General features: G+C 35.9%; 24 protein-coding genes. 17 read left to right on the forward strand and 7 right to left on the reverse strand.

What is annotated here, in order from left to right:
- Window position 1 precedes the first annotated feature (1 nt).
- Window positions 2-1,321 (forward strand): DUF6056 family protein, encoded by a 1,320-nt coding sequence (locus DYR29_RS15340; RefSeq protein ID WP_213277546.1) that lies wholly within the window; start codon window positions 2-4, stop codon window positions 1,319-1,321.
- Between the two features lie 44 nt (window positions 1,322-1,365).
- Here the strand turns inward: DYR29_RS15340 and DYR29_RS15345 are convergent, their stop codons facing one another.
- Complete coding sequence (locus DYR29_RS15345; RefSeq protein WP_149389082.1) at window positions 1,366-2,406, reverse strand: GMP reductase; 1,041 nt, start codon at window positions 2,404-2,406, stop codon at window positions 1,366-1,368.
- 61 nt (window positions 2,407-2,467) lie between these two features.
- On the opposite strand from DYR29_RS15345, the gene DYR29_RS15350 reads away from it, so the two are divergent.
- The 3 genes from DYR29_RS15350 to DYR29_RS15360 are packed head-to-tail and all read left to right on the forward strand — an operon-like array spanning window position 2,468 to window position 4,870.
- Window positions 2,468-3,223, forward strand: a complete 756-nt coding sequence (locus DYR29_RS15350) for a prolipoprotein diacylglyceryl transferase (protein WP_213277547.1) — start codon at window positions 2,468-2,470, stop codon at window positions 3,221-3,223.
- The gene (locus tag DYR29_RS15355; RefSeq protein WP_213277548.1) at window positions 3,220-3,456 is read left to right on the forward strand and encodes a hypothetical protein; all 237 of its coding nucleotides are present in this window, start codon (window positions 3,220-3,222) and stop codon (window positions 3,454-3,456) included. Before DYR29_RS15350 ends, DYR29_RS15355 begins: the two co-directional genes overlap by 4 nt.
- Before the next feature lie 10 nt (window positions 3,457-3,466).
- On the forward strand, window positions 3,467-4,870 hold the full coding sequence (locus DYR29_RS15360) for a radical SAM protein (RefSeq protein ID WP_213277549.1): 1,404 nt from the start codon (window positions 3,467-3,469) through the stop codon (window positions 4,868-4,870).
- A gap of 53 nt (window positions 4,871-4,923) precedes the next feature.
- Here the strand turns inward: DYR29_RS15360 and surE are convergent, their stop codons facing one another.
- Entirely contained in the window at window positions 4,924-5,712 is a 789-nt protein-coding gene (gene surE, locus DYR29_RS15365; protein ID WP_213277550.1) for a 5'/3'-nucleotidase SurE, read from the reverse strand.
- 390 nt (window positions 5,713-6,102) lie between these two features.
- On the reverse strand, window positions 6,103-6,273 hold the full coding sequence (locus DYR29_RS15370) for a lmo0937 family membrane protein (protein WP_047426491.1): 171 nt from the start codon (window positions 6,271-6,273) through the stop codon (window positions 6,103-6,105).
- A gap of 345 nt (window positions 6,274-6,618) precedes the next feature.
- Here DYR29_RS15370 and DYR29_RS15375 point away from each other — a divergent pair, with 345 nt between their 5' ends.
- Window positions 6,619-8,748 (forward strand): carboxy terminal-processing peptidase, encoded by a 2,130-nt coding sequence (locus DYR29_RS15375; RefSeq protein WP_142717461.1) that lies wholly within the window; start codon window positions 6,619-6,621, stop codon window positions 8,746-8,748.
- A gap of 53 nt (window positions 8,749-8,801) precedes the next feature.
- Here DYR29_RS15375 and DYR29_RS15380 read toward each other — a convergent pair whose 3' ends face one another.
- Entirely contained in the window at window positions 8,802-9,305 is a 504-nt protein-coding gene (locus DYR29_RS15380; protein ID WP_213277551.1) for a superoxide dismutase family protein, read from the reverse strand.
- A 229-nt stretch (window positions 9,306-9,534) separates the two neighbouring features.
- On the opposite strand from DYR29_RS15380, the gene DYR29_RS15385 reads away from it, so the two are divergent.
- The 10 genes from DYR29_RS15385 to DYR29_RS15430 all read left to right on the forward strand — a co-directional run bounded on the left by DYR29_RS15385 (window position 9,535) and on the right by DYR29_RS15430 (window position 18,140).
- A complete protein-coding gene (locus DYR29_RS15385) occupies window positions 9,535-10,185 on the forward strand; it encodes a 4'-phosphopantetheinyl transferase family protein (RefSeq protein ID WP_213277552.1) in 651 nt (216 codons plus the stop codon).
- A gap of 87 nt (window positions 10,186-10,272) precedes the next feature.
- Window positions 10,273-11,175: an AraC family transcriptional regulator gene (locus DYR29_RS15390; RefSeq protein ID WP_213277553.1), complete on the forward strand. Its 903-nt coding sequence runs from the start codon at window positions 10,273-10,275 to the stop codon at window positions 11,173-11,175.
- A 93-nt stretch (window positions 11,176-11,268) separates the two neighbouring features.
- Window positions 11,269-13,515: a TonB-dependent receptor gene (locus DYR29_RS15395; protein WP_213277554.1), complete on the forward strand. Its 2,247-nt coding sequence runs from the start codon at window positions 11,269-11,271 to the stop codon at window positions 13,513-13,515.
- A gap of 50 nt (window positions 13,516-13,565) precedes the next feature.
- A complete protein-coding gene (locus DYR29_RS15400) occupies window positions 13,566-14,225 on the forward strand; it encodes a hypothetical protein (RefSeq protein WP_213277555.1) in 660 nt (219 codons plus the stop codon).
- Between the two features lie 141 nt (window positions 14,226-14,366).
- Entirely contained in the window at window positions 14,367-15,680 is a 1,314-nt protein-coding gene (locus DYR29_RS15405) for a 2TM domain-containing protein (RefSeq protein ID WP_213277556.1), read from the forward strand.
- A 4-nt stretch (window positions 15,681-15,684) separates the two neighbouring features.
- Window positions 15,685-15,990, forward strand: coding sequence for a 2TM domain-containing protein (locus DYR29_RS15410; protein WP_213277557.1), 306 nt, complete (start codon window positions 15,685-15,687; stop codon window positions 15,988-15,990).
- 52 nt (window positions 15,991-16,042) lie between these two features.
- Window positions 16,043-16,612: a methyltransferase family protein gene (locus DYR29_RS15415; protein ID WP_213277558.1), complete on the forward strand. Its 570-nt coding sequence runs from the start codon at window positions 16,043-16,045 to the stop codon at window positions 16,610-16,612.
- 124 nt (window positions 16,613-16,736) lie between these two features.
- Window positions 16,737-17,033 carry a 2TM domain-containing protein gene (locus DYR29_RS15420; RefSeq protein ID WP_213277559.1) on the forward strand — a complete coding sequence of 99 codons (297 nt, stop codon included), beginning with the start codon at window positions 16,737-16,739 and terminating at the stop codon, window positions 17,031-17,033.
- A gap of 27 nt (window positions 17,034-17,060) precedes the next feature.
- Window positions 17,061-17,336, forward strand: coding sequence for a 2TM domain-containing protein (locus tag DYR29_RS15425; RefSeq protein WP_213277560.1), 276 nt, complete (start codon window positions 17,061-17,063; stop codon window positions 17,334-17,336).
- Between the two features lie 60 nt (window positions 17,337-17,396).
- Window positions 17,397-18,140 carry a LytR/AlgR family response regulator transcription factor gene (locus DYR29_RS15430; RefSeq protein ID WP_213277561.1) on the forward strand — a complete coding sequence of 248 codons (744 nt, stop codon included), beginning with the start codon at window positions 17,397-17,399 and terminating at the stop codon, window positions 18,138-18,140.
- 111 nt (window positions 18,141-18,251) lie between these two features.
- Here DYR29_RS15430 and DYR29_RS15435 read toward each other — a convergent pair whose 3' ends face one another.
- Entirely contained in the window at window positions 18,252-19,478 is a 1,227-nt protein-coding gene (locus tag DYR29_RS15435) for a DUF6051 family protein (RefSeq protein WP_213277562.1), read from the reverse strand.
- 186 nt (window positions 19,479-19,664) lie between these two features.
- On the reverse strand, window positions 19,665-20,561 hold the full coding sequence (locus DYR29_RS15440) for a hypothetical protein (RefSeq protein ID WP_213277563.1): 897 nt from the start codon (window positions 20,559-20,561) through the stop codon (window positions 19,665-19,667).
- A 138-nt stretch (window positions 20,562-20,699) separates the two neighbouring features.
- On the opposite strand from DYR29_RS15440, the gene DYR29_RS15445 reads away from it, so the two are divergent.
- Together DYR29_RS15445 and DYR29_RS15450 are read left to right on the forward strand one after the other, a co-directional pair.
- On the forward strand, window positions 20,700-21,437 hold the full coding sequence (locus DYR29_RS15445) for a glycine-rich domain-containing protein (protein ID WP_213277564.1): 738 nt from the start codon (window positions 20,700-20,702) through the stop codon (window positions 21,435-21,437).
- Window positions 21,438-21,450: 13 nt separating this feature from the next.
- Window positions 21,451-21,801 (forward strand): hypothetical protein, encoded by a 351-nt coding sequence (locus tag DYR29_RS15450; protein ID WP_213277565.1) that lies wholly within the window; start codon window positions 21,451-21,453, stop codon window positions 21,799-21,801.
- A 71-nt stretch (window positions 21,802-21,872) separates the two neighbouring features.
- On the opposite strand, the gene DYR29_RS15455 is transcribed toward DYR29_RS15450, so the two are convergent.
- On the reverse strand, window positions 21,873-22,073 hold the full coding sequence (locus DYR29_RS15455; protein ID WP_213277566.1) for a hypothetical protein: 201 nt from the start codon (window positions 22,071-22,073) through the stop codon (window positions 21,873-21,875).
- Window positions 22,074-22,137: the final 64 nt, after the last annotated feature.

Genomic DNA, 22,137 nt, shown 5'->3' on the forward strand with positions numbered 1-22,137 from the left:
AATGAAAAAAGTACAGAATATAGTATTATTCTTGTCGATATTACTAATCATCGGTCTGGCATACATCAGTTTTTTTAATGTATATCAGACCGATGATTATTTTTGTTCTTATGCTACCAGAAAACTTGGGCTGGTACAATGTTTTATAGATACCTATACACAATGGGGCGGAAGATATTTCGGATATTCACTTAACATGTTTAACCCTGTCTTTTATGACAGCAAAACGATTCTTCCGAAAATATATCCGGTATTTTTGATGCTGTCCTTTATTGGAGTTTCGGCATTAAACTTCAAAGAATATTTCAGCTATTCTCTCAAAGAATCCCTCAAAAAAGGATTTCTTCTGTTTTTCTTTTACACAGTACTTCTTGTAAGTTTACCAGAGCATTACTTCTGGGTGACGGGCTCCAATATCTATTTCGTTCCTGTTATTTTATCCGGGGTTTTACTCTATTTTTTCAAAAAATATGAGAAAACACAACGGAAAATATGGTTTTACCTTTCAGCTTTGTTGATCATCATTCTGATGGGATCTAATGAAATTCTGGCATTGATTCTTGAAGGACTTCTGTTAGTCAATTATTATCAGAAGCGTAATAAAGAAAACTTGTTTCTGGTACTGTTAGGAACAATATTTTTACTTGTATGTTTTCTTGCACCAGGAAATTTCAACAGAATGGGAGAGGTGGAAAGAGGAATGGTAAAATGGCTGAAAAGAATTGCTCTTTTTGGTGCTGATACGGCTTATGTAGGATTAAAAGTTATTGCTGTACTTCCATTATTTATCAAAGTTTTTGAAGAGGAACTCAAAAGGATCACTGCGCAGATAACATTTAAAAAAGCGGTTTTATTTTGGTCTGTCTCACTGATTCCTTTGTTATTTACGAGCTATATTCTCACCTCTGTTGCAAGACAGTTTGAAAGTATACTCTTTTATTTCATGCTTACTTTTTCACTGTTGTTATACTTTAAATTTGAAAAAATTAAAAAGTTCTGGTGGGTTTCTCTTTTGATTGTGTTTCTTCCTGAACTTAAAGTTTTCCCGGAAAAGTATTCTTATTTTAATATTGATTATAATGGTGAAAATATAGTCATGGAACTTCTTACCACAGATCTTAAGGAATATGAAAGAGAGATGAATGAAAGAATCGATATCATCAAAAACTCTTCTCAGGACTCTGTTGTAGTAGATAAGATAAAAGAGGTTCCGAGAATTTTACATACTGATGAAATGGCTTCAGTAAAAGAGCAGGAAACCTATGTAAATGACCAGCTTCAAAAATATTTTAATAAAAAATACATCAGAACAAAAGAATAAAAAAGGCCTTAGAATTATTATCTAAAGCCTTTTTTTATAGTTTTTTAGTCTTTAAAAACCTGATTTTCCTGTTCCTGAACCCGGATAAAAGTGGTTCTCTTGGAAAGTTCTTTAAGCTTTGAAGCTCCTACATAAGTACAGGTAGACCTTACACCTCCCAGAATATCTTTTACGGTGTCTGCCACAGGACCTTTATACGCTGCTTTCACTGTTTTACCTTCAGAAGCACGGTATTCTGCTACACCTCCGGAATGCTTATCCATTGCCGTTTTGGAACTCATTCCATAGAAAAGGCGGTATTTTTTACCATTTTCTTCAATTATTTCTCCGCCACTTTCATCATGACCGGCAAACATTCCGCCCAGCATTACGAAATCTGCACCTCCTCCAAAGGCTTTTGCAACATCACCGGGAACTTTACAGCCACCATCAGCGATGATATGACCTCCGAGACCGTGGGCAGCATCAGCACATTCAATAATAGCAGAAAGCTGAGGATATCCTACACCTGTTTTTACTCTGGTAGTACAAACAGATCCGGGACCGATACCTACCTTTATAATGTCGGCACCTACCAGAAGAAGCTCTTCCACCATTTCTCCCGTAACGACATTTCCGGCGATAATGATTTTATCAGGAAAATTAGCCCTTGCTTTCTTCACAAATCCAACGAAATGCTCAGAATAACCATTGGCTACATCAATGCAGAGAAACTCAATTTTTGGATGCTTTTCCAGGATCAGTCTTATTTTTTCTTCATCAGCTTTTCCAGTTCCTGTGCTTAAGGCAATATATTGATGAATGCTTTCCGGCTGGCTCTGAAGAAACTGATCCCATTGTTCAGGGGTATAATGTTTGTGAATCGCTGTAATAATCTTTTCTTTTGCCAGCTCTACAGCCATTTCAAAAGTTCCTACAGTATCCATATTGGCGGCAATTACGGGAACACCTGTCCATTTTTTCTTAGTATGTTTAAAGGTAAACTCTCTTTGTAAATCAACCTCTGAGCGAGATTTTAAAGTAGAACGCTTAGGGCGGAACATTACATCCTTGAACCCTAATTTTATGTCATATTCTATACGCATTTTGTAATTATTTGTCAGAATAAAGGTAGTGAATAATATGAAATAGTGTATTTTTGAAATAATGGATTTTCCTGTAACATTTCATATTTTCGGCAAAACAATCCTTGCGCATCCACTTTTTGAGGCATGCGGAATGTTTTTGGGTATGAGATATTATTTTTATCTGAAACGTAAGTCTAAGGAAAAACTTTCTTTCAATACTTCTGCGGCAGTTTTAATAGGTGCTACTGCCGGAGCTTTGATAGGTTCCAAGCTGATTGGTAACCTTGAAAATCCTTATGCAATATTTGAAAATTTTTCTATCAGAAAGTTCTGGTCAAACAATACCATTGTAGGAGGGCTGGCTTTCGGTTTATTGGGAGTAGAGCTGGCAAAAAAGATAGTACACCATAAAGAAAGTACGGGAGATCTTATTGTTTTTCCTCTGATACTGGCTATGATTATAGGCAGAATAGGGTGTTTTCTTACCGGTATTGGTGAAGAAACATATGGTATTCCTACTGATTCTGTGTTTGGAATGCATCTTGGGGATCAATATCTCAGACATCCTGTTGCTTTGTATGAAATAGCCTTTTTAATTTTTCTTTGGATAGGATTAAAATATATTCAAAACCAAAAGAAATATCCTTCCGGGTATATTTTTCAGCTGTTTATGCTCAGCTATTTTACATTCAGATTCTTTTTAGATTTTATAAAACCAAAGATAGAAATCATTGGAAATATGGGTACGATTCAAATTGTCTGTATCTGCGTAATTATTTACTACATTTATAAAATCAAAAATACCAGGTCTTTATATTTAAAATATTCAAGATGAAAACGTTAACTATTTTAGAAGGCAATCTCAATCTGGCTGGGGTAGTGGTCATGATTGTTGGTGCGATTATTTTGGCTGCACTATTTTTTTCACTTATTGTCACTGTTATCACAAAACTTATTTACGAAAGAAAGGGAGACCGTAAATTCACCAAAAAACAATTTATCCAGACCATGCTTATATCCCTTCTGATCTGTGGATTGATCAGCGGTTATATTTGTGGAGGACTTTAAAAATTTTGCTATGCCAGTAAGAAATTATACCTATTACGATTATACCATCAGTCTTTGCCCGGAATGCCTTAAAAGGGTAGGAGCCAAAATCATTATTGAGGATGAAACTGTTTTTATGACCAAAAGATGTCCGGATCATGGCTTTTTCAAAACAAAAATAGCTTCTGATGTACATTATTATAAAAATATAAGAAACTATAATAAAGCCTCTGAAATGCCCCTTCATTTCGGAACCGATGTGGAATATGGCTGTCCCTATGATTGTGGACTGTGCGTAGATCATGAACAGCACAGCTGTCTTTCTGTCGTAGAAGTTACAGATCGTTGTAACCTGACCTGTCCAACCTGTTACGCTATGTCATCTCCGCATTATGGAAGTCATAGAAGTCTGGAAGAAATTGAAGCTATGTTTGATGTTATTGTAAAAAATGAAGGTGAGCCGGACGTAGTCCAGATCAGTGGGGGAGAACCTACGATTCATCCGGAGTTTTTCAAAATTATGGATATTGCCAAATCAAAACCGATCAAACATCTGATGCTGAATACCAACGGAATCAGAATAGCCAATGATCCGGGATTTGCTGAAAAATTGGCGACGTATGCTCCTGAGTTTGAAATTTACCTTCAGTTTGATTCATTTAAACCTGAAGTTCTGGAAGATTTCAGAGGGAAGGATCTTACTGCAGTCAGAATGAAGGCACTGGAAAAACTCAATGAGCTTAATCTTTCAACTACATTGGTTATTGTCCTTCAAAAAGATAAAAATATTGATGAAATAGGAAAAATTATAGAATTTGCCCTGAAACAGAAATGTGTAAGAGGAATTACCTTTCAGCCTGTTGAAATTGCCGGAAGAAACCGTGAGGACTCTGCTCATGAAAAAATTACCTTAACTGAAGTAAGACAGGAAATTATCAATCAGTTTCCTTTATTAAATTCTGATGATATTATTCCCGTTCCATGCAATCCGGATGCTTTGGCTATGGGATATATCTTAAAACTTCAGGGCGAAATAATTCCTTTAACGCGGTATATCAATCCTGCAGATCTTCTGAATAATGAATCAAGGAATACCATTGTTTACGAACAGGATAAGGGACTGCACATGCAGCTGCTGGATATTTTCAGTACCGGAATTTCCGTAGATAAAGTTCAGCCTAAGGTCAATCAGTTACTGTGCTGTCTGCCGGAAGTATGTGCTCCGGATCTTGACTATGATAACCTTTTCAGAATAATTATCATGAACTTTATGGACGCTCATGATTTTGATGTAAGGGCAGTGAAGAAATCGTGCGTACATATTGTCAATAAAGACCTGAAGTTGATCCCTTTTGAAACAATGAATCTTTTTTACAGAGATGAAAAAAAGGCATATCTTGAAGAGCTCAGAAAAGAAGATAAAGTATTATTTTAACACTATAAAAGCAAAGCGTGAAATCTGATTTCACGCTTTTATTATCTCTTCGGTTATTTTACCTCTTTTACATCTTCAAAAGTCATTACTTCCTCCAGTGTTTTCATGTATTCGTATGCTGTAAGGTCAAACTTTACCGGAACAATAGAAATATATCCGTTTGCCAATGCAGTTTCATCAGCATCTTCAGAATCATCCATATTGTTAAAATAGCCGGTCAGCCAGTAATATTTTTTACCGTGAGGGTTTATTCTTTCGTCAAAGCTTTCTTCCCATTTTGCGTGAGCCTGTTTACATACTTTTACGCCTTTTATTTCCTCAGCAGGAAGTTTAGGAATATTTACATTCAGTACAATGCCTTTTGGCATTGGATTTTCCAAAGTTCTTCTTACGATATTCTGAATAAATTCCTTAGCCTGGGTAAAATCAGCTTCCCAGCTGAAATCCAGTAATGAGAATCCAATCGCAGGAATTCCTTCTACACCCGCTTCTACAGCAGCTGACATCGTTCCCGAATAGATCACATTAATAGAAGAGTTTGCTCCGTGATTGATTCCTGAAACCACAATATCAGGTCTTCTTTTCAGAATTTTATCAAGAGCCATCTTTACACAGTCTACAGGAGTTCCGCTGCATGAAAAATCAGTCTGCGGGCCATCCAGAGTAACTTCTTCATAGCTTAGGGTAGAATTAATGGTAATAGCGTGGCCTTTTCCACTTTGAGGAGAGTTAGGTGCTACAACAACTACTTCTCCGATTTCATTCATAAAACTGATAAGATTTCTGATACCAGGAGCTGTAATTCCATCATCATTAGTAACCAGAATAAGCGGTCTTTCCATAAATTATCTTTAATATTTTTATTAAAATAGAGTGAATTTGTTCATTTCAGAATAGAACAAACAGATTTTCAACCCATCAAATGTAGGTAAAAATAAGATGTGATAAAACAGCAGATTTATTATTGATTGTTACGAAATCGAAATTGACATTTTCTTGTTTTACCTCTGGAATGAGGCAGAATGCAGGGAAAATAAAGAGGGTAAGGCGTAAAAATTAAACTTAAAATAAATCAAAATTAATACTTGATAATATCCTGATTTTTTTGACAATAAAAGAAGCCACAGTACTTACAGATGCTTTTCAAGACAAAATATAGTATAACTTTGCTAAAGAGCATCTGTTAAGCCTGATGGTTGTTTTAATTTTAAGTGGTTTTACAAAATAATAAACTAGTCGAGAGGTTTTCTGCCGGAAATGATGTTATAAAGAATAACTATAATGGCAATGACCAGTAAAACGTGGATTAAATAACCCGTGCTCATCCCAGGAACAATTCCTAACATTCCCAGTAGCCAAACAACGATGCAGATGACTGCTACTAACCATAATAAACTTTTCATGACTTAATATTTTGAATTTGTATGTTTAATTCTCTGCATATTTTATGCCTTTATGGTCAAAAATTGTTTTTTGTGGTACCTGTTTTTAGTTTTTTAGTGAAAAATAAATACTGAGTCTATATCTTGAAAACAGAGCGTTAATTATTTCATTCCGGAGGTAAACTGCCTGATAATCGGAAATGGCTAACACTGTTATTATTATTTGTAAGTCTATTTAATAAAAATGGTTAAAACTATCTGATAATTGCAAATAAGGTATTAAATTTGATCATTTGTAACAGTACCAAACTTACTGCTACTAATTATTATACTTATTTTAAAAAAATTAATAAATAAAGACAGTTTATGTGGAAAAATTTCAAACTGAATAAATTTTTACTTCTTATTCCATTAACCAGTCTAATGTTTTGTTTCAACTCGCCAAAGAATGACGATGAAAAGATGCAGACGATTATGGTGAGCGTAAAGAACACACTTTCTTATCTGCATTATAGCCCCAAGACTATCAATGATGCCTATTCGAAGGACGTTTATAAGCATTATTTCGAATTGGTAGATCCAGCTAAAAGATATTTCCTGCAATCTGATATGGATGAATTCAGCAAGCATGAGACAAAGCTTGATGATTATATCGGTCAGGGTGATCTTACATTCTATAAGCTAACGATTGACAGATTATACCAGAGAGTGGATGAGATCGATAAGATAACACAGGATATTTTCAGCAAGCCGATTAATCTTCAGGAAGATGAAACGCTTACTCTTGAGCCGAAACTTAAAAAGGTACCTGCCAACAAGCAGGAACAGTATAATGAATGGAAAAAATTCATCAAGTACAATATCCTTCAGGAAGTAGAGTCGATGAACAGCAAAGAAGAGGCTCAGAAAGAAAAGAAAGACTCTGTTCAGAAGTATAAGCTGAAAGATACGATCAAGTTTAAGCCGCTTACTCAGGACGAAAAGATCAAAAAAGCGACTGACGAAGTAAAAGATCTTGTAAAAGATACCTTTACGCGATTCAAAAAAAGAAAGAAAATGGATTGGTTTACCGTGTATATGAATGCATATACAGAAGTATTTGATCCGCATACCAACTATTATTCTCCAAAAGATAAAGAAGATTTTGATACTCAGTTTACTGGAAAAGTAATCGGTATCGGGGCCTTGATCCAGGAGAAAAAAGGAAACCTTTACTTAGGAGCTCTTACCATTGGTGCACCGGCATGGAAGTCGAAACAGCTTTCTGAAGGGGATAAAATCCTGAAAGTAAGATCTAAACCGAAGGAAGATGCTGTAAATGTTGTAGGAATGCTTTCTGATGAAGCAGTACGCTTGATCAGAGGTGAAAAAGGTACTCCGGTAACACTGACGGTTCAGAAAAAAGACGGTACCATCAAAGATGTAACAATGATCCGTGAGGAAGTAGCTATTGAAGACACTTTCGCAAGAAGTATTGTAGTGAATACTCCAAACGGTAAGAAATATGGCTTTATCAACCTTCCAAGCTTTAACGCTGATTTTGAAAATGCTAAAGGAAGAAATGCTTCTGATGACATCAAAAATGAGATCATTAAACTGAAAGAACAGAATATCCAGGGAATCATTCTTGATCTTAGAAATAACGGTGGTGGTTCTTTAACAGAAGTAGGGGATATTATGGGACTTTTCATGGAAGCCGGACCTTACGTTCAGGTGAAAGACGGAAACGGGAAAATACAGACTCTTAAGAATAAAAATGAAACTCCGATCTGGACTGGTCCATTGGTGATCATGCAAAACGAGCTTTCAGCTTCAGCTTCAGAAATTCTTGCAGGAGTAATGCAGGATAACGGAAGAGCAATGATCATCGGGTCTCCGCAGTCTTTTGGAAAAGGAACCGTTCAGACTTTTGTGGATCTGAACAGATTCCTGAATACAGAAGATGATTTCGGATCTTTAAAACTGACTATCCAGAAGTTCTACAGAATTACCGGAGAATCTACACAGAGAAAAGGAATCGTTTCTGATATCCAAATGAAAGATTTCTTTACCTATGCTGAAGTAGGAGAGCGATATGATGACTATGCATTGGCTTGGGACAAGATTCCGCCTACGAAATTCCAGAAACTGAACTATTTCAATATTCAGGCACTGGAAAAAGCAAGCGCAGACAGAATGGCTAAAAACAGTAATTATCAGTTGTTATTAGAGTCTGCTCAGTGGAGAGAAAAACTTGATAAAGAAGAAAATATCACTTTGAATATCACTAAGTTTAATGAGCTGATGAAGAACAGAAAATCTCAGATTGAAAAGTTCAAAGCTTTGACTAAATTTGAGAACGGACTTCAGTTCACCATGTATCCAAGTGAAGTTGAAAGAGAGAAAAAAGATGAGGCTTTCAAGAAAAAATCTGAAATGTGGATCAAGAATCTGAAAAAAGATCTTTACCTGCAGGAAGCAATGAATATTGTATCAGAGATGGGAGCTAAATCCTAAACATAAAAAAACCGCTAATGAAAATTAGCGGTTTTTTTATTGAATAAAGTAGATTACTTAATTTCTACACATCCCACTCTTCCTCCTGCATTTCCGGTAGGCTGAGTATGGAAATCATCTGCTGCAGCGTGTACAATAAGACCTTTTCCGATAATGTTTTTAGACTCATCCGTACAACCCAGGCACCATTTGTCTGTCTTGAAAGTCAATGTTGCAGTTCCGCTCTGATCAGCAACCAGGTTTCCTATATCTCCCATGTGGAAATGTTCAGCACCCCATTTACCATGATCATTCTTTGAAGGATTCCAGTGGCCTCCAGTAGAAGTACCGTCTGCTGCAGAGCAGTCTCCTTTTTCATGAATGTGTACTGCATGGATTCCAGGAGTAAGGTTGGTGATATCCAGCTTCATAGTTACCTCATTTCCGTTCTGGGTAAATTTTGCTGTTCCTCCTGTTTGTGTTCCGCTTTTGGCATTTACAGAATACGTTTTTGTTGTTCCGCATGAAGTTGCTAAAAATGCAAATCCTGCCAATAATGCTAATGTTTGTACTTTCATTTTTTAAATGATTTATAGTGATTTTACCCCTAAAATTATAAAAGATTTTCCAAAGCGCTTTATGATTCCAGTCTTTTTTAAAAAGATATTACGCAGTACAGCCGAAATTCAATAGGTTTCAGCCTCAGATTCTGCAACTTTGACCAGAAGGTGAATTGCTTTACAAAGAGAAGGAAAAAGCTTATTTTTAACGTGAAAGTAATTATCCACATCAAAGAAGAAATAGAAAATGATTATTCTGTATGCATTCATCAGCGAAGAAAGACATCAGTCCCTCCTTGATAGGTATCTGCCAGTTTTTTCTGAGGATATTAAAAGAGATATTCTAAGGTACAAAAGATGGGAGGATGCACAGCTTTCTTTAATGGGAAAAGTACTTCTACAACACGGATTAAGAACTTATTATAACATTCCGGATGTGGAGATTGGGATTCTTCCCAATAAAAAACCTTATTTGAAAGGACAGAAGCTCCATTTCAATATATCACATTCCAAAGAGCTTGTAGCCTGTGCCATTGCAGAATATCCTTTGGGAATAGATATAGAATACAATGACCCGAAGATCAGCTACCATGATTTTACATTTCAGATGACTTCTAATGAGATTCAGGAAATTCAGGATGCTGAAGATAAAATGAGTGGTTTTTTTACCTATTGGACAAGAAAAGAAGCTGTTATAAAAGCCCATGGAGCCGGGATGATGCTTCCGTTGGATGCATTTGAAGTCATAAATGATGAATGTATCATTGAAGATGAAAGGTTCTTTATAAAAGAAGTTTTTATTCACGAAGATTATCATAGTTATATAGCTTCTTCAGATCCTGATATTAAAAATATAATTCCTCTTTTTAAACATTTTGAAGAGGATATCCCAGCATAAATACGAGTTTGATTATCTTGATAATAGCAATAATAGACAACAGATTTTCACTCTGGAAAAATATCTTTGTAAACTAACAACTTTGAATTGGAAGAATATAAAAAACGGATTGTAAAAACAATTCAATACATTGATAATCATATAGATTCTGATTTGTCTCTGGAGAAAGTTTCAGAGGTAAGTGCCTATTCGCCCTTTCATTTCCACAGAATATTTAAGCTCATTACCGGAGAAACCCTTCAGAGCTACATTATCAGGAAGAAAATAGAAAAAAGTGCTCTTCATCTGGCACTGCATAAAAACATGGAGATCAAAGATATCTACTGGAATCTTGGATTTTCAAACCACTCAGCTTTCTGCAAGACATTCAAAAAACATTATGGCGTACCACCTACAGAATTCCGTAGGTCAGCGCCGGAAAAATTTCACAAGATTTTACAAACACATCGCAAGAACGGACAAATTGATACGGTTTTCAGCCAATACATTTGCAACATAGAAAACCTGTTAAATTGGACCAATATGAATTTAAAAATCGAAGTAAAAGAAATGCCGGAAATGAATCTGGCGTCTGTAATGAGCCTTGGAATTGCAAACGTAGAACCCTCTTTCAATGTATTAGTAGACTGGGCGATTAAGAAAAATCTTTTTCCAAAAGAAAATGTGAAAATGATTTCTGTTTATCATGACAGCTGTAAGATCACCCCTCTTGATAAGGTCAGAATCCATGCCTGCATGCTTCTGGATGAAAAACTGAAGCAGCAGGAAGGTGAAGTATTTGCTGAAACCTTAGATGCAGGAAAATACATTGTGGGAAGTGGTGAAGTTACGTTGGATGACTTTGAGCAATGCTGGGTTTCTTTGTTTTTATGGATGAATGAAAACAATTATACAATCAGAAGAACCTTTCCTTACGAAATTTATCATTCCAACTTTAAAGAACATCCGGAAGGAAAAATGATCGTTGATTTCTGTATTCCGATTCACTAATTTCCTATTCGGTAGCAAAAGAATGCCTTTCGGTAACAATTTTTTTATCGGAAGGCATTTTTCATTCTATTTTTGACCCAGAAAACAATAAAAATGAAAACTCAAGGACAAAACATACTGTTTCTTATCTTCCTGATGGCTTCCATAATGGGATATTCACAGGTGAAGATCTCAGGAAAAGTTTCCTTTAAAAACAAAGGAGTAAGTGAAGTAAACGTCACTTTAAAAGATACTTATGATGGAACAACCACAGACGCTCAGGGTAATTTTTCTTTTGAAACTTCAGAAAAAGGAGCACATACAATAACGTTTACCCATCCGAAATATGAGAATGTAGAAAGAACAGTTTCTATTGAAAATCAGGAAATTTCTTTGAATGTCGATCTTAAAGAACAGATCAGCGAGATTGATGCAGTAGTAGTTTCTGCAGGCTCCATTGAAGCAAGTGATAAGAAAAGAGCAACAGCGCTGCTTTCCCCAATTGATATTTATACCACAGCAGGTGCAGACGGGCAGATTTCTTCGGCTTTAACCTATCTTCCGGGTGTACAGAAAGTAGGCGGGACTGAAGGTCTTTTTATCAGAGGAGGAACAGGTACAGAATCTAAAATTTTTATGGACGGAAGTCTTATCAACAATTATTTTTCTAATTCTGTTCCGGGAATTGCAGGAAGAGATCAGTTCAATACCTCTCTTTTCAAAGGAAATATATTTTCAAGCGGCGGATATTCTGCATTGTACGGACAGGCCCTTTCAGGAGCTTTGATGCTGGAAAGTGTTGATCTTCCGGATGAGAGTTCTTACAGTTTAGGTGTTTCACCTATTTTCCTGAGTGTAGGATTTCAGAAGCTGGGAGACAATAAAAATTATTCCTATGGAGCTACAGCAGGATATTCTCTTTTAACGTTGATGCAGAAAACCTTTAATTTTAATACAGACTTTGTTGAAGCACCACAGGGACTTAACGGAGATCTGAATTTCAGATTTAAAACAAAATCAGGGGGATTTTTCAAATACTACGGAATGTTTAACTCCAATAAAATGGGGGTAAGGTCAGAAAGCCTTGAGCCAGGATACAATTTCAGCCTGGTAAAGCTTAATGGTAAAAATACATTTCATAACCTCTCTTTTAAGCAGAAATTTGGAAAATATCTTTTGAATGTAGGCGGATCTTACTCTTACAACAGATCTGATCTTCATTTTTCCACAGAAACCAATGATGTTGAATCCAACAGAAACCAGCTTCTGACAGACGGAAATTACTTAAACTTCAAGGCCGTTCTTGAAAGAAAGATTAACAGAATCAGCGCCCTGAGAGGAGGATTTGAGTTGAATAATACGGATGAAAACCTGAATTTTGAAGCAGTACAAAAACATTATAAGGATTTGATATCTTCCGCTTTTCTTGAAACAGATCTGGGATTCAGCAATGCCTTATCAGCAAAAATAGGAGTAAGAGCAGAACATTCTTCTTTTTTAGGAAAGAATAATATTGCCCCTCGTTTTGCCATTGCTTACCGCCTGGCAAAAGACTGGACCACTTCCTTAGCTTACGGTCTTTTTTATCAGAATCCTGAAAGTAAATATATCAATGGCCCGGCAGATCTTGGTTTCCAGCACTCTCAGCATTATATTTTTCAGGTTCAGAGAGCTTCGGAAGGAAGAACGCTGCGTTTTGAAGCATTTTATAAAAAATATGACCAGCTGATTAAAACATTTAATATTAATCAGGATAAAGAGCAAAATCAGCAGACTCAGGCCGCTTTAAACAATAATGGATACGGATACGCAAAAGGAGTGGAGTTTTTCTGGAGAGACAATAAAAAAACATTTGAAAATATTGATTACTGGATCAGCTACTCTTACCTGGATTCCAAAAGAGATTTTCTTAATTATCCGGTCAGTCTGCAGCCAAGTTTTGCTGCTGAACATACCCTTTCTGCAGTGGCAAAAAGATTTATTCCAGAATGGAAGCTTGGGGTAAATTTATCGTATACCTATGCCAAAGGACGTCCTTATTATGACATTGCCTCTACGTTTGAGAATGGTAAAGCAGTGAATTATACAAGAAATGAAGGGAGGTTAAAAGATTATAACGCTTTGAATTTCAGTATTAATTATCTTCCCAATATTGGTAAAAAAAATGCAAAAGCTTTTCCGGTGTTCGTATTGAGTGTCAGTAATATTTTAGGATCAAAGAATGTATACGGCTATAACTTCTCTGCGGACGGATCCAGAAGTTCTGCTGTAGTACCGCCAGTCAATACTTTCGTGTTCATTGGAGCATTTATAAGCTTCGGAGTTGATAAAACAGATGATGCGATCAATAATAATTTATAAAAAACATATCTTAGAACAAACAAATAAACTAACTTTTAAAATTTGATATCATGAAAAAATACCTTTTAAGCTTTGCTTTAGCTTTTGTAAGTTTAACCGCTTTTGCACAGGCAGATTATGACAAAATAATGACTGAAAAAATCGGAAGAATAGAAGTCTGCAAAACATCGGAAGATTTCCAGACCCTGGCTAATGATTTCCAGAGAATCGGAAGCAAGGAAAGCACAAAATGGCTTCCGGCATACTATGCGGCATTTTCTTATATTCAGAAAGGAAGAACCTTGATGAGAGACGGAAAAATGCAGGAACTGGATGCTATTGCAGATCAGGCTGAGAAACAACTGTCAATGGCACAGAATCTTGCCGGAGCTGATAATGCAGAAATTCACCTGTTGAGAAAAATGTCTTATTCCTTGAGAATGATGGTAAATCCGGCACAACGTTATATGACAGACGGTGCCAGAGCTGCTGAAGAGCTTAATATTGCAGAAAAATTAGAGCCGGCAAATCCAAGAATTGCTCTTATTAAAGCAGAAGACGTTTATTTTACTCCAGAGCAGTACGGAGGAAGCAAAACCAAAGGATTGGAAATGTTTAAAGATGCACAGGCGAAATTTAAGACCTACAAACCTAAAACAGCTTTAGATCCTAACTGGGGAAAAAGTGAAGCTGATTATTTTCTAAGTCTTCCGGCAGAAAAAGCGAAATAGAGCTTTCTCTACTTTACAAATAAACGGACCTTCATTCGTGAAGGTTTTTTTATACCCTTCAGGGAAGAAAATAAGCCCTTCGGTAAAAATTAATTTTTGATACCTTTAATAAAAACTAATTTTGAGTCAAGAAAACAGATCATGAAGCGTAAATATTTTACCACATTACTTTGGACATCATTAGGAACTACCTTGTTTTTCTTTTTGTTTTTTAATGATGAAAAGACGGTGCAGACTTTTTTGATCACGCTGCTCCTTTCTACCATGTATTCTTTTGTGCTGGGATTTGGAAACGGATTTATCAATGAATTCCTCAACCGAAAATTTCCCTGGTCCGAAGCTACCCGCACGAGAGCCGTATTAAGTATTATTTCCATTATTATCGGAAACTTTATTCTGGTCTATTTCTGTAATTATATGAACTATGTCGTGATTCAGAAAACGGCTACCATACAAGAATTTTTCTCTTCAAAATATGGAGTAACCAATTGGTTCATGATCAATATTGCTCTTCTGATCTCTGCTTTCCTTCATGCAAAAAGCTTTATGGAAGAGCTGAAAAAGACTTCCAGAAAAGAAGTGGTAGAGCAGAAGCTTATCGCAAAATCAGCAAATGCCCAATTTGAAAGTTTAAAGAATCAGCTGGACCCTCATTTCCTTTTCAACTCTCTGAATGTTCTAAGCTCACTGATTGATGAAAATCCTCGCCAGGCTCAGAAGTTTACCGCTTCAATGTCAAAGATTTACCGTTATGTACTTGAACAGAAAGATAAAGAGTTGGTAACGGTGGAAGATGAGATAGAATTTGCCAGAACATACTGCGACCTTTTGAAAACAAGGTTTGAAGACAGTGTAGATTTTACTTTTGATATTGCTCAGGAAGATTACCAGAAATATGTGGTTCCGCTATCTTTACAGCTGCTGCTGGAAAACTGTATCAAACATAATTTTGCTACGTCATCAAAACCTTTGGTTATAAGAATTTTTTCAGCCGGAAATATACTTTGTATTGAAAATAATTTACAGGTAAGAGAACAGATCAAAGAAAGCTCAGGAATTGGGCTATCGAATATTGTGCAGCGTTATTCTCTGCTTACGGATCGAAATGTATTTATAGAAAAATCAGAGGATCATTTTAAAGTAAAACTTCCGATGCTTTTAGCTAAGCCTCATATTGCCAGCTCAGAACCTGAAGATGAGTCTGAAGCTTACAAAAGAGCACAGAAGAGGGTAAAAGAAATCAAAGGATTTTATAAAAACCTGATCTCTTACTGTACGGTGTCTTCTTTTTTAATTTTTATCAACCTTTTTACAAGCAGCAGAACACACTGGTTCTGGTTTCCGGTACTGGGTTGGGGAATTGGGGTTGCTTCCCATGCATTTCAGGTGTTTGGAGTAGGAGAATCATGGCAGGAAAAGAAGATTCGTGAAATTATGAACAAACAAAAAAAATAAAGCGATGGAAAGATTTGACGAAAATGATATTGAATATCAGCGTGCCAGAAGACAGGTGGAAAGATTACGGGGTTTTTACGGGCATTTATTCGCTTATATCGCAGTGAATGCCATGATCGTGGTCTATAATTGTATGAACCTGAAACCCGGTGAAAGTTATTTTCAGTTTAAAAACTTTTTTACAGCCACTTTTTGGGGAATAGGACTTGCAGCACACGCTTTTACAGTTTTTCTGCCTCGTGCTAATTTTATCAGGAAATGGGAAGATAATAAGATTAAAGAACTGATGGATAAACAGAAAGATCAGTAAAGAAATTACCATTTTTTAGTCAAAACACTTTAACTTTAAAAACTCATTAAAAATGAATACTTTATCAACTTTGTTCTATATTTCAATGGGTGCCTGGTTTGTCACTGAATTTCTTTACAAAAACATATTGAAATCCGGTAAAGAAGATCAAAAGAACAAAGACAAATCAACCTTGAATATTCTGTGGCTTGCCATTCCTTTTTCTATCATGAGTTCGATATTCGTCTCTTATAACACTCACTTTACGATTGTTGACGGAAACTGGATTCTTTATCTTGGGGAAATCCTCATTCTTACCGGAATTATTTTCAGATATATGATCATCAGATCTCTTGGAAAATACTTTACGGTAGATGTTACCATCAGACAGGATCATAAAATCAAAAAAGAAGGGTTTTATAAATACCTGAGACATCCTTCATACGCTTTTTCTCTGCTGACCTCTCTTGGGTTGGGCTTGTATCTCAATAACTGGCTGTCTTTAATCTTTGCTTTTGTACCTCCGTTTCTGGCTTTTGCCTACAGGATTAAGATTGAAGAGCAGGCTTTGGTAGAACAGTTCGGTGATGAGTATCTTGAATACAGAAAAAGTACAAAGAAACTGATTCCGTTTATCTATTAATTACCTGTTTTTACGATTCGGGTAGCATAATCTACCATTCGGTAATATAAAATTGATTTGAGCTCTTTTCCTGACCTACCTTTGACTCAAGAAAAAACAAATTAACCTTTAAAAACAAAACATTATGGAAATTTTACCAAATAAAGAAACGATCGCTTACAGAAAGGCATCCAGAAGAGTAAAAGAATTAAAAGAGTTTTATGGAAATCTTACTTCTTACTGTATTGTTATTCCATTTCTGGCAATCCTGAACCTTGTGACTGCTCCAGGATACTTATGGTTTTTATGGCCAATGCTGGGCTGGGGAATAGGAATTACGTTTCATGCAATAAACGTATTCGGAATTGGAAAAAGCTGGGAAGAAAAAAAGATAAAAGAGCTGATGGAGAAAGAGGAAAAAAGTAAAATAAAATCATTCTAATAATCATAATTAAAAACTTACATGATCATGGATTACGAAACTGCAACTGAAAGAACAAAGAACATCAGAAAATTCTATAAAAGCATTTTTATATTTGCCGTTTTTGCTGTTCTTATTATTCCTGATGATATTTTTGGCGAAAAGATGATTAATTTTCGATTATTTGACAGGTATACCATCCTTGGGATCTGGGGATTTATAATCCTTATTAAAGCCGTAAAACTGTTTCTTTTTGATTCCGAATGGGAAAGAAACATGATTGAAAAAGAGCTTGAGAAGGAGAAAAAGTCGATAAAATATTAAAATGTGCCCGCTTTTATCTAACTTTATTTCCTAAAATCTAAAAACCAAAATTAAAGCTCAATGATCAAAACTGTCATTATAGAAGATGAAAAACCTGCTTCAAGGAAGTTAGAACGTATGCTGAATAATTTCCCTGAAATTGAGATCGTTGCGAAAATAGAGTCAGTAGAAGAAGGAGTAGCCTGGTTTTCTGAAAACGAACATCCGCAACTGATATTTTCTGATATTGTTTTAGGTGACGGATTGTCTTTCGACATCTTTGAAAAAATTCCGACAAAAGGGTTCATCATCTATACCACTGCTTTTGATCAGTATACTCTGAAAGCTTTTAAGCTGAACAGTATCGATTATCTTTTAAAACCCATTCTTGATGAAGATCTGGAAGGAGCAATAGAGAAGTTTAAATCCTTTATTCCTGCCAATAACACGAATGGTTCTCAGGATATCAAACAGCTGATCAGAAAAGAGAAATCTACGCTGTCCAGAGTTCTGGTAAAAATCGGGTATAATCTTAAAATTATCCAGACTCAGGAAATAAGCTGTTTTTTCAGTGAGAATAAAATCGTTTACCTTCAGACGGAAGAGCGTACCTATCCATCAGATTTTACGCTTGATGAGCTGGAAGATGTTCTGGATGAGAAAAAGTTTTTCCGGGTAAACAGACAGTTTATTGTGAGTTCAGATTATATTAAAAATATCCATACATCACCTTACTATAAAGTGGATATGGAGTTTCAGCCTGAGGAAGAAATTACGGTAAGCAGAGACCGTGTCAGAGATTTCAAAGATTGGCTGGTCAGTTGATCAACAAGGAAGGATTTTAACTTCCTCATCATACAAAAACAAACACCATGGATCTTATATTATTGATTTTTAAACTGTTCCTTTCCCTTTTCTATACCTGAAAAATAATTATCAGGAGTTATAAAAGTTACTGGCAGATTGTATAAACTGGTGAAAAGCTTCCGTAACTTCTTTCTTGTGCCTGTGGGCAAGAGGAAACGGAACCATATGGGAATATTCAAACGGAAAATCTTTGATTTCTACATCTACATTTATATTCCTGTAGCCTCCGCGTAAAGTATTCAATGCTTCCATTGGAGGGGCAACACTGTCTTTTTCCAATACGTACGCTTTTATCTGGGACTGAATTTCATGAATTCTTTCTTCCCTTTCCTTTTGAAAATAATTGTAGCGGAGCATTTTTTTGAACCAGCTTTCCTGCGGATGAAGATCTTCATTCTGATAATGTTTCAAACGGGTATCTGATTTGAAATCAGAACTCAGCAACTCTGTGAAGACTGACTGCATTTTAATAGTAGCCTGCGTATCCATAATGTATTTGGAGATCGGGAACATGCGGTCAATGGTCATTCCTCCACAAAAGCAGAAAACTTTAGATTGCGTAAAGTAATGGCTGGGATCTGCCATTTTAATGATCATTGAAAGAAAAGAACCAATAGAGTAGCCAAATAAATCCAGATCTGCTTCCGGGGAAATCCCTTTTATTTTATTGTTTTTAATGTCTTTCACCACTTCAGTAACATCAGAATAAGTCTGCAGTCCGGACCAGAATATCCTTTGAGGATGGGCTTCTAGTCTTGAGCTTATGGCAGCATTCACATAGGAGAAATTCATATTTTCCGGATATTTTTTCTTCCTGAAACGAACTACTTCCATCATGTGATGGCGGTCACTCCAGATAGGTTCTGCACGATCCATATGAAAAGCAATAGGAAAGAGAATAACAGCTTTTTGTGTTCTCTGGGCAAGTTCATATGCCCAAGGAAGATATTTGTCCCATTTCTTTTCATTCAGGCCATGAAAGAAAAAGATACATCCTTTGGCGGTTTCTATATCTGCGTTTTTCAAGATATAATAGGTAAACCTTTTATTGCATTCAATATCGAAATCTTTGATGTCTACGGCAGGCTGACCGTAAAACAAATAACCTTTTTCATTGATTTCCAATGATTTCTGATGTTTCCTGCAATGTTGATGTTCCGAACCATAAAGCAGGTCAGAAACCTTCGATTCAAAAGGAACAGATTCAATCATTACATTCAATTCCTTGAGTTCAACCCTCTCTTTTCCGGAATCAAAATGACTTTTCAAAACTTCATACAATTCATAATATTCCATAGCAAGACAATTGAAAGGTTCATATTTAGAACTATCAATTTAGAAAATTATTATCGTAATAGATTGATTTTTAAGAGTTAAATGTATTCTAGACATAAGAAAGATTGGAATAGTATTATTCCATGGCAACAGATCTATACATGGCCAGAGAGCATCTATTTTAATCTTTTATTTTAAATGTTGCAATTATCTGTAATCAATCCTGTTAGATTCGGTGTCTTCAAGCTGTTTAAGGATAGATTCCGGAATTTCATCGCTGTCAATGGGGAAGCTTATGGAGTCGGAAATAAAGTTCTTTCTGTCTGCTTTCCTGAAGATTTCAAACAAAGCTATCGGTTCCTGATTGAAACTGATGCAGGTGCTTATGAAATGGATTTCGTGGAGTTTATAGTCCGGATTCTTAAGCTTTTCTTTAATGTCTTTTATTCTTGAAATAAAATGCCGCTGACGGATAAAAGTATTGCTGTTCATGATGATAAAAACATAGTCTGAATATGCGGTTACCTTACCAAAATATTTGTGATGATCACCACCGCTTCGTTCAATAAAATATTCTCCGGTTGTTTCTGACTTATAAATTTCCATTGCAGAGCGCCATATGCGGTCTTCTTTTGCCATTAAAGGATTGTCAGGCAGATTTCTGTTATAAGAATACCAACAGCCCACCAAACGGTCTAAAAGAGTCGTATTCAGATTTACATTATTCATCTCAATTTTCAGGTCATTGAAATTGAAAGACTCCGTAGTGGAATTGATGAAGTCTATATAATTGGAGTAGCCCAGAACTTTGACAATATGACTCAGTTTTGCAAGATTGGGCCTGCTGAGAACTGCGTTTTCATTCTGTCTGAATTTTTTCAGTTTATTGATGATCAGGTGTTCATACAGGTAATTGGTTCCCAGAAGATCCGGTTCTTTTTTTATTTCTTTCTCTGAATGATCATTGATAATGAGTTCGTTGAGTTCTGCGCTGATGTAAGACCATTCTGTTTTGGTGACATCTTCCCAGTGATTTTTCTTTAAAAAGTGACGGCTTAAGAAATTCATCAGCTTTTCAAGATGCAATATATCTTCCTTTTTCATCTGTTTATTTTTTATGGTCAGATTAATTTTAGTTTTATAAGACTAATTTAAGATTTTTATCAAACTAAAAAAGACTTTTGAGGGACTTTTATATTTTAAAATCCATTGATATTTGAATAGAAAACAAAATTTAAAACAATGGAAACAAGAATGTTATTAAAAGATGAATCCCTCTGGAACCGTATACAGGGATTTTCTCTGGATGCTCCCGGCGCTGCTTTTCCTTTTTCAAAAAAACTTGCAAAAGAAGAAAGCTGGAGCCTTGATTTCGCAAAAAAAGCGATTGAAGAATATAAAAAGTTTGTCTATCTCTGCTGTATTCTTCCCAATGGAGCTTCTCCCAGCGAAATAGTGGATAAAGTATGGCATATGCATCTGATCTATACCCAGAATTATTGGGAAGAGTTCTGCCCGAATATTTTAAAAAGGGCACTTCATCATTATCCTTCTCAAGGTGGAAACATAGAAAGAGTGAAACATGAGAACTGGTTTGAAGATACTCTGTCTGGTTACAGGAATGTATTTCAGCAGGAAGCACCTGAAGAAATCTGGAAAGGGAAGAAGAAAGAATCTAAAGTTAAGCGCTGGATGAGAAAGATGGCCTTTTTTGCTCCGGTCTTTGTTTTACTGCTGCTGATCTCTTGTTCTGAAGGAGGTGGCTTCACCGGATTGCTGGTTACAGCAGTGGTTTTTGCCATTATTTTTATTCTGGGAACAATAACCTCAATCATAGGAGATCATGAAATCTCTGATCCCAATAGAAAGGATAAGCAAAGCAATGATGGAGGAGGTGGCGGAAGCTGTGGAGGATCAAGCTGCAGCGGAGGAGGTGGTTGTGGCGGAGGCTGCGGTGGTTGTGGTGGATGTGGAGGATAAAAAAATAACCAATATGAAAAAGCTAATCATTCACTCAGCTCCCGTTGTAATAAGCTTTATATGGCTTATGGCAGAATGTCAGACATGGAATCCCATTATTATCAAAGGCCCGGACTTTCTGAAATTTTATCTCATCCTGGTTCTCGGATTCTATGCTTCAGTTTTTATTTTAAATTCCTGGAGAGAAGCCATTTCGAAAACTACATTGTATTTCACAGGCTTCATTTTTTTACTGGGAACTATAAAACTGATAAGGGGAATCATGTTGGGAAAACCCGTTGGATTTCTCATTATAATTTTAATTCTGGAATGTATTGTGGCAGTGTTTCTTATCATGAGCCATATCAACAAAAAGATAAAGTAATTGTTTCATAAAAAAGAAACCCGAAACAAAACTGTTCCGGGCTTTATAATAAGGTATTGAGATCAAATCTCTTACTTTTTTTCTTTTATGGGCCTGTAGCCATATTTTCGAACCATAACGGAGGTGATCACCACTAAAATAAGGCTGATAGCGATATTTGACTTTTCCGGATGTACAATTGACTGATAGAAATTATAGCCAAAGACTGCAGATACAATTGTGATCAGGATATTATTTGCATAAGCATAGCGGTTTCTTGTAGTTGTTTTCATAGTAATTTTTTATTGTTATTTACTCAGTAAGTAAGACAACTTAAAAAACGTTACAGAAAAATTT

This window comes from Chryseobacterium indologenes (genome assembly GCF_018362995.1).
Lineage (GTDB): Bacteria > Bacteroidota > Bacteroidia > Flavobacteriales > Weeksellaceae > Chryseobacterium > Chryseobacterium indologenes_G.

Bases quoted from the DNA above. Each gene is read 5' to 3' on its own strand.
- DYR29_RS15380 (WP_213277551.1), bottom strand. From the start codon at position 9,305: ATGAAAGTACAAACATTAGCATTATTGGCAGGATTTGCATTTTTAGCA.
- DYR29_RS15435 (WP_213277562.1), bottom strand. From the start codon at position 19,478: ATGGAATATTATGAATTGTATGAAGTTTTGAAAAGTCATTTTGATTCC.
- DYR29_RS15360 (WP_213277549.1), top strand. From the start codon at position 3,467: ATGCCAGTAAGAAATTATACCTATTACGATTATACCATCAGTCTTTGC.
- DYR29_RS15450 (WP_213277565.1), top strand. From the start codon at position 21,451: ATGAAAAAGCTAATCATTCACTCAGCTCCCGTTGTAATAAGCTTTATA.
- DYR29_RS15340 (WP_213277546.1), top strand. From the start codon at position 2: ATGAAAAAAGTACAGAATATAGTATTATTCTTGTCGATATTACTAATC.
- DYR29_RS15405 (WP_213277556.1), top strand. From the start codon at position 14,367: ATGAAGCGTAAATATTTTACCACATTACTTTGGACATCATTAGGAACT.
- DYR29_RS15370 (WP_047426491.1), bottom strand. From the start codon at position 6,273: ATGAAAAGTTTATTATGGTTAGTAGCAGTCATCTGCATCGTTGTTTGG.
- DYR29_RS15395 (WP_213277554.1), top strand. From the start codon at position 11,269: ATGAAAACTCAAGGACAAAACATACTGTTTCTTATCTTCCTGATGGCT.
- DYR29_RS15440 (WP_213277563.1), bottom strand. From the start codon at position 20,561: ATGAAAAAGGAAGATATATTGCATCTTGAAAAGCTGATGAATTTCTTA.
- DYR29_RS15385 (WP_213277552.1), top strand. From the start codon at position 9,535: ATGATTATTCTGTATGCATTCATCAGCGAAGAAAGACATCAGTCCCTC.
- DYR29_RS15350 (WP_213277547.1), top strand. From the start codon at position 2,468: ATGGATTTTCCTGTAACATTTCATATTTTCGGCAAAACAATCCTTGCG.
- DYR29_RS15420 (WP_213277559.1), top strand. From the start codon at position 16,737: ATGGAAATTTTACCAAATAAAGAAACGATCGCTTACAGAAAGGCATCC.
- DYR29_RS15425 (WP_213277560.1), top strand. From the start codon at position 17,061: ATGGATTACGAAACTGCAACTGAAAGAACAAAGAACATCAGAAAATTC.
- DYR29_RS15415 (WP_213277558.1), top strand. From the start codon at position 16,043: ATGAATACTTTATCAACTTTGTTCTATATTTCAATGGGTGCCTGGTTT.
- DYR29_RS15375 (WP_142717461.1), top strand. From the start codon at position 6,619: ATGTGGAAAAATTTCAAACTGAATAAATTTTTACTTCTTATTCCATTA.
- DYR29_RS15410 (WP_213277557.1), top strand. From the start codon at position 15,685: ATGGAAAGATTTGACGAAAATGATATTGAATATCAGCGTGCCAGAAGA.
- DYR29_RS15455 (WP_213277566.1), bottom strand. From the start codon at position 22,073: ATGAAAACAACTACAAGAAACCGCTATGCTTATGCAAATAATATCCTG.
- DYR29_RS15445 (WP_213277564.1), top strand. From the start codon at position 20,700: ATGGAAACAAGAATGTTATTAAAAGATGAATCCCTCTGGAACCGTATA.
- DYR29_RS15345 (WP_149389082.1), bottom strand. From the start codon at position 2,406: ATGCGTATAGAATATGACATAAAATTAGGGTTCAAGGATGTAATGTTC.
- DYR29_RS15400 (WP_213277555.1), top strand. From the start codon at position 13,566: ATGAAAAAATACCTTTTAAGCTTTGCTTTAGCTTTTGTAAGTTTAACC.
- surE (WP_213277550.1), bottom strand. From the start codon at position 5,712: ATGGAAAGACCGCTTATTCTGGTTACTAATGATGATGGAATTACAGCT.
- DYR29_RS15430 (WP_213277561.1), top strand. From the start codon at position 17,397: ATGATCAAAACTGTCATTATAGAAGATGAAAAACCTGCTTCAAGGAAG.
- DYR29_RS15355 (WP_213277548.1), top strand. From the start codon at position 3,220: ATGAAAACGTTAACTATTTTAGAAGGCAATCTCAATCTGGCTGGGGTA.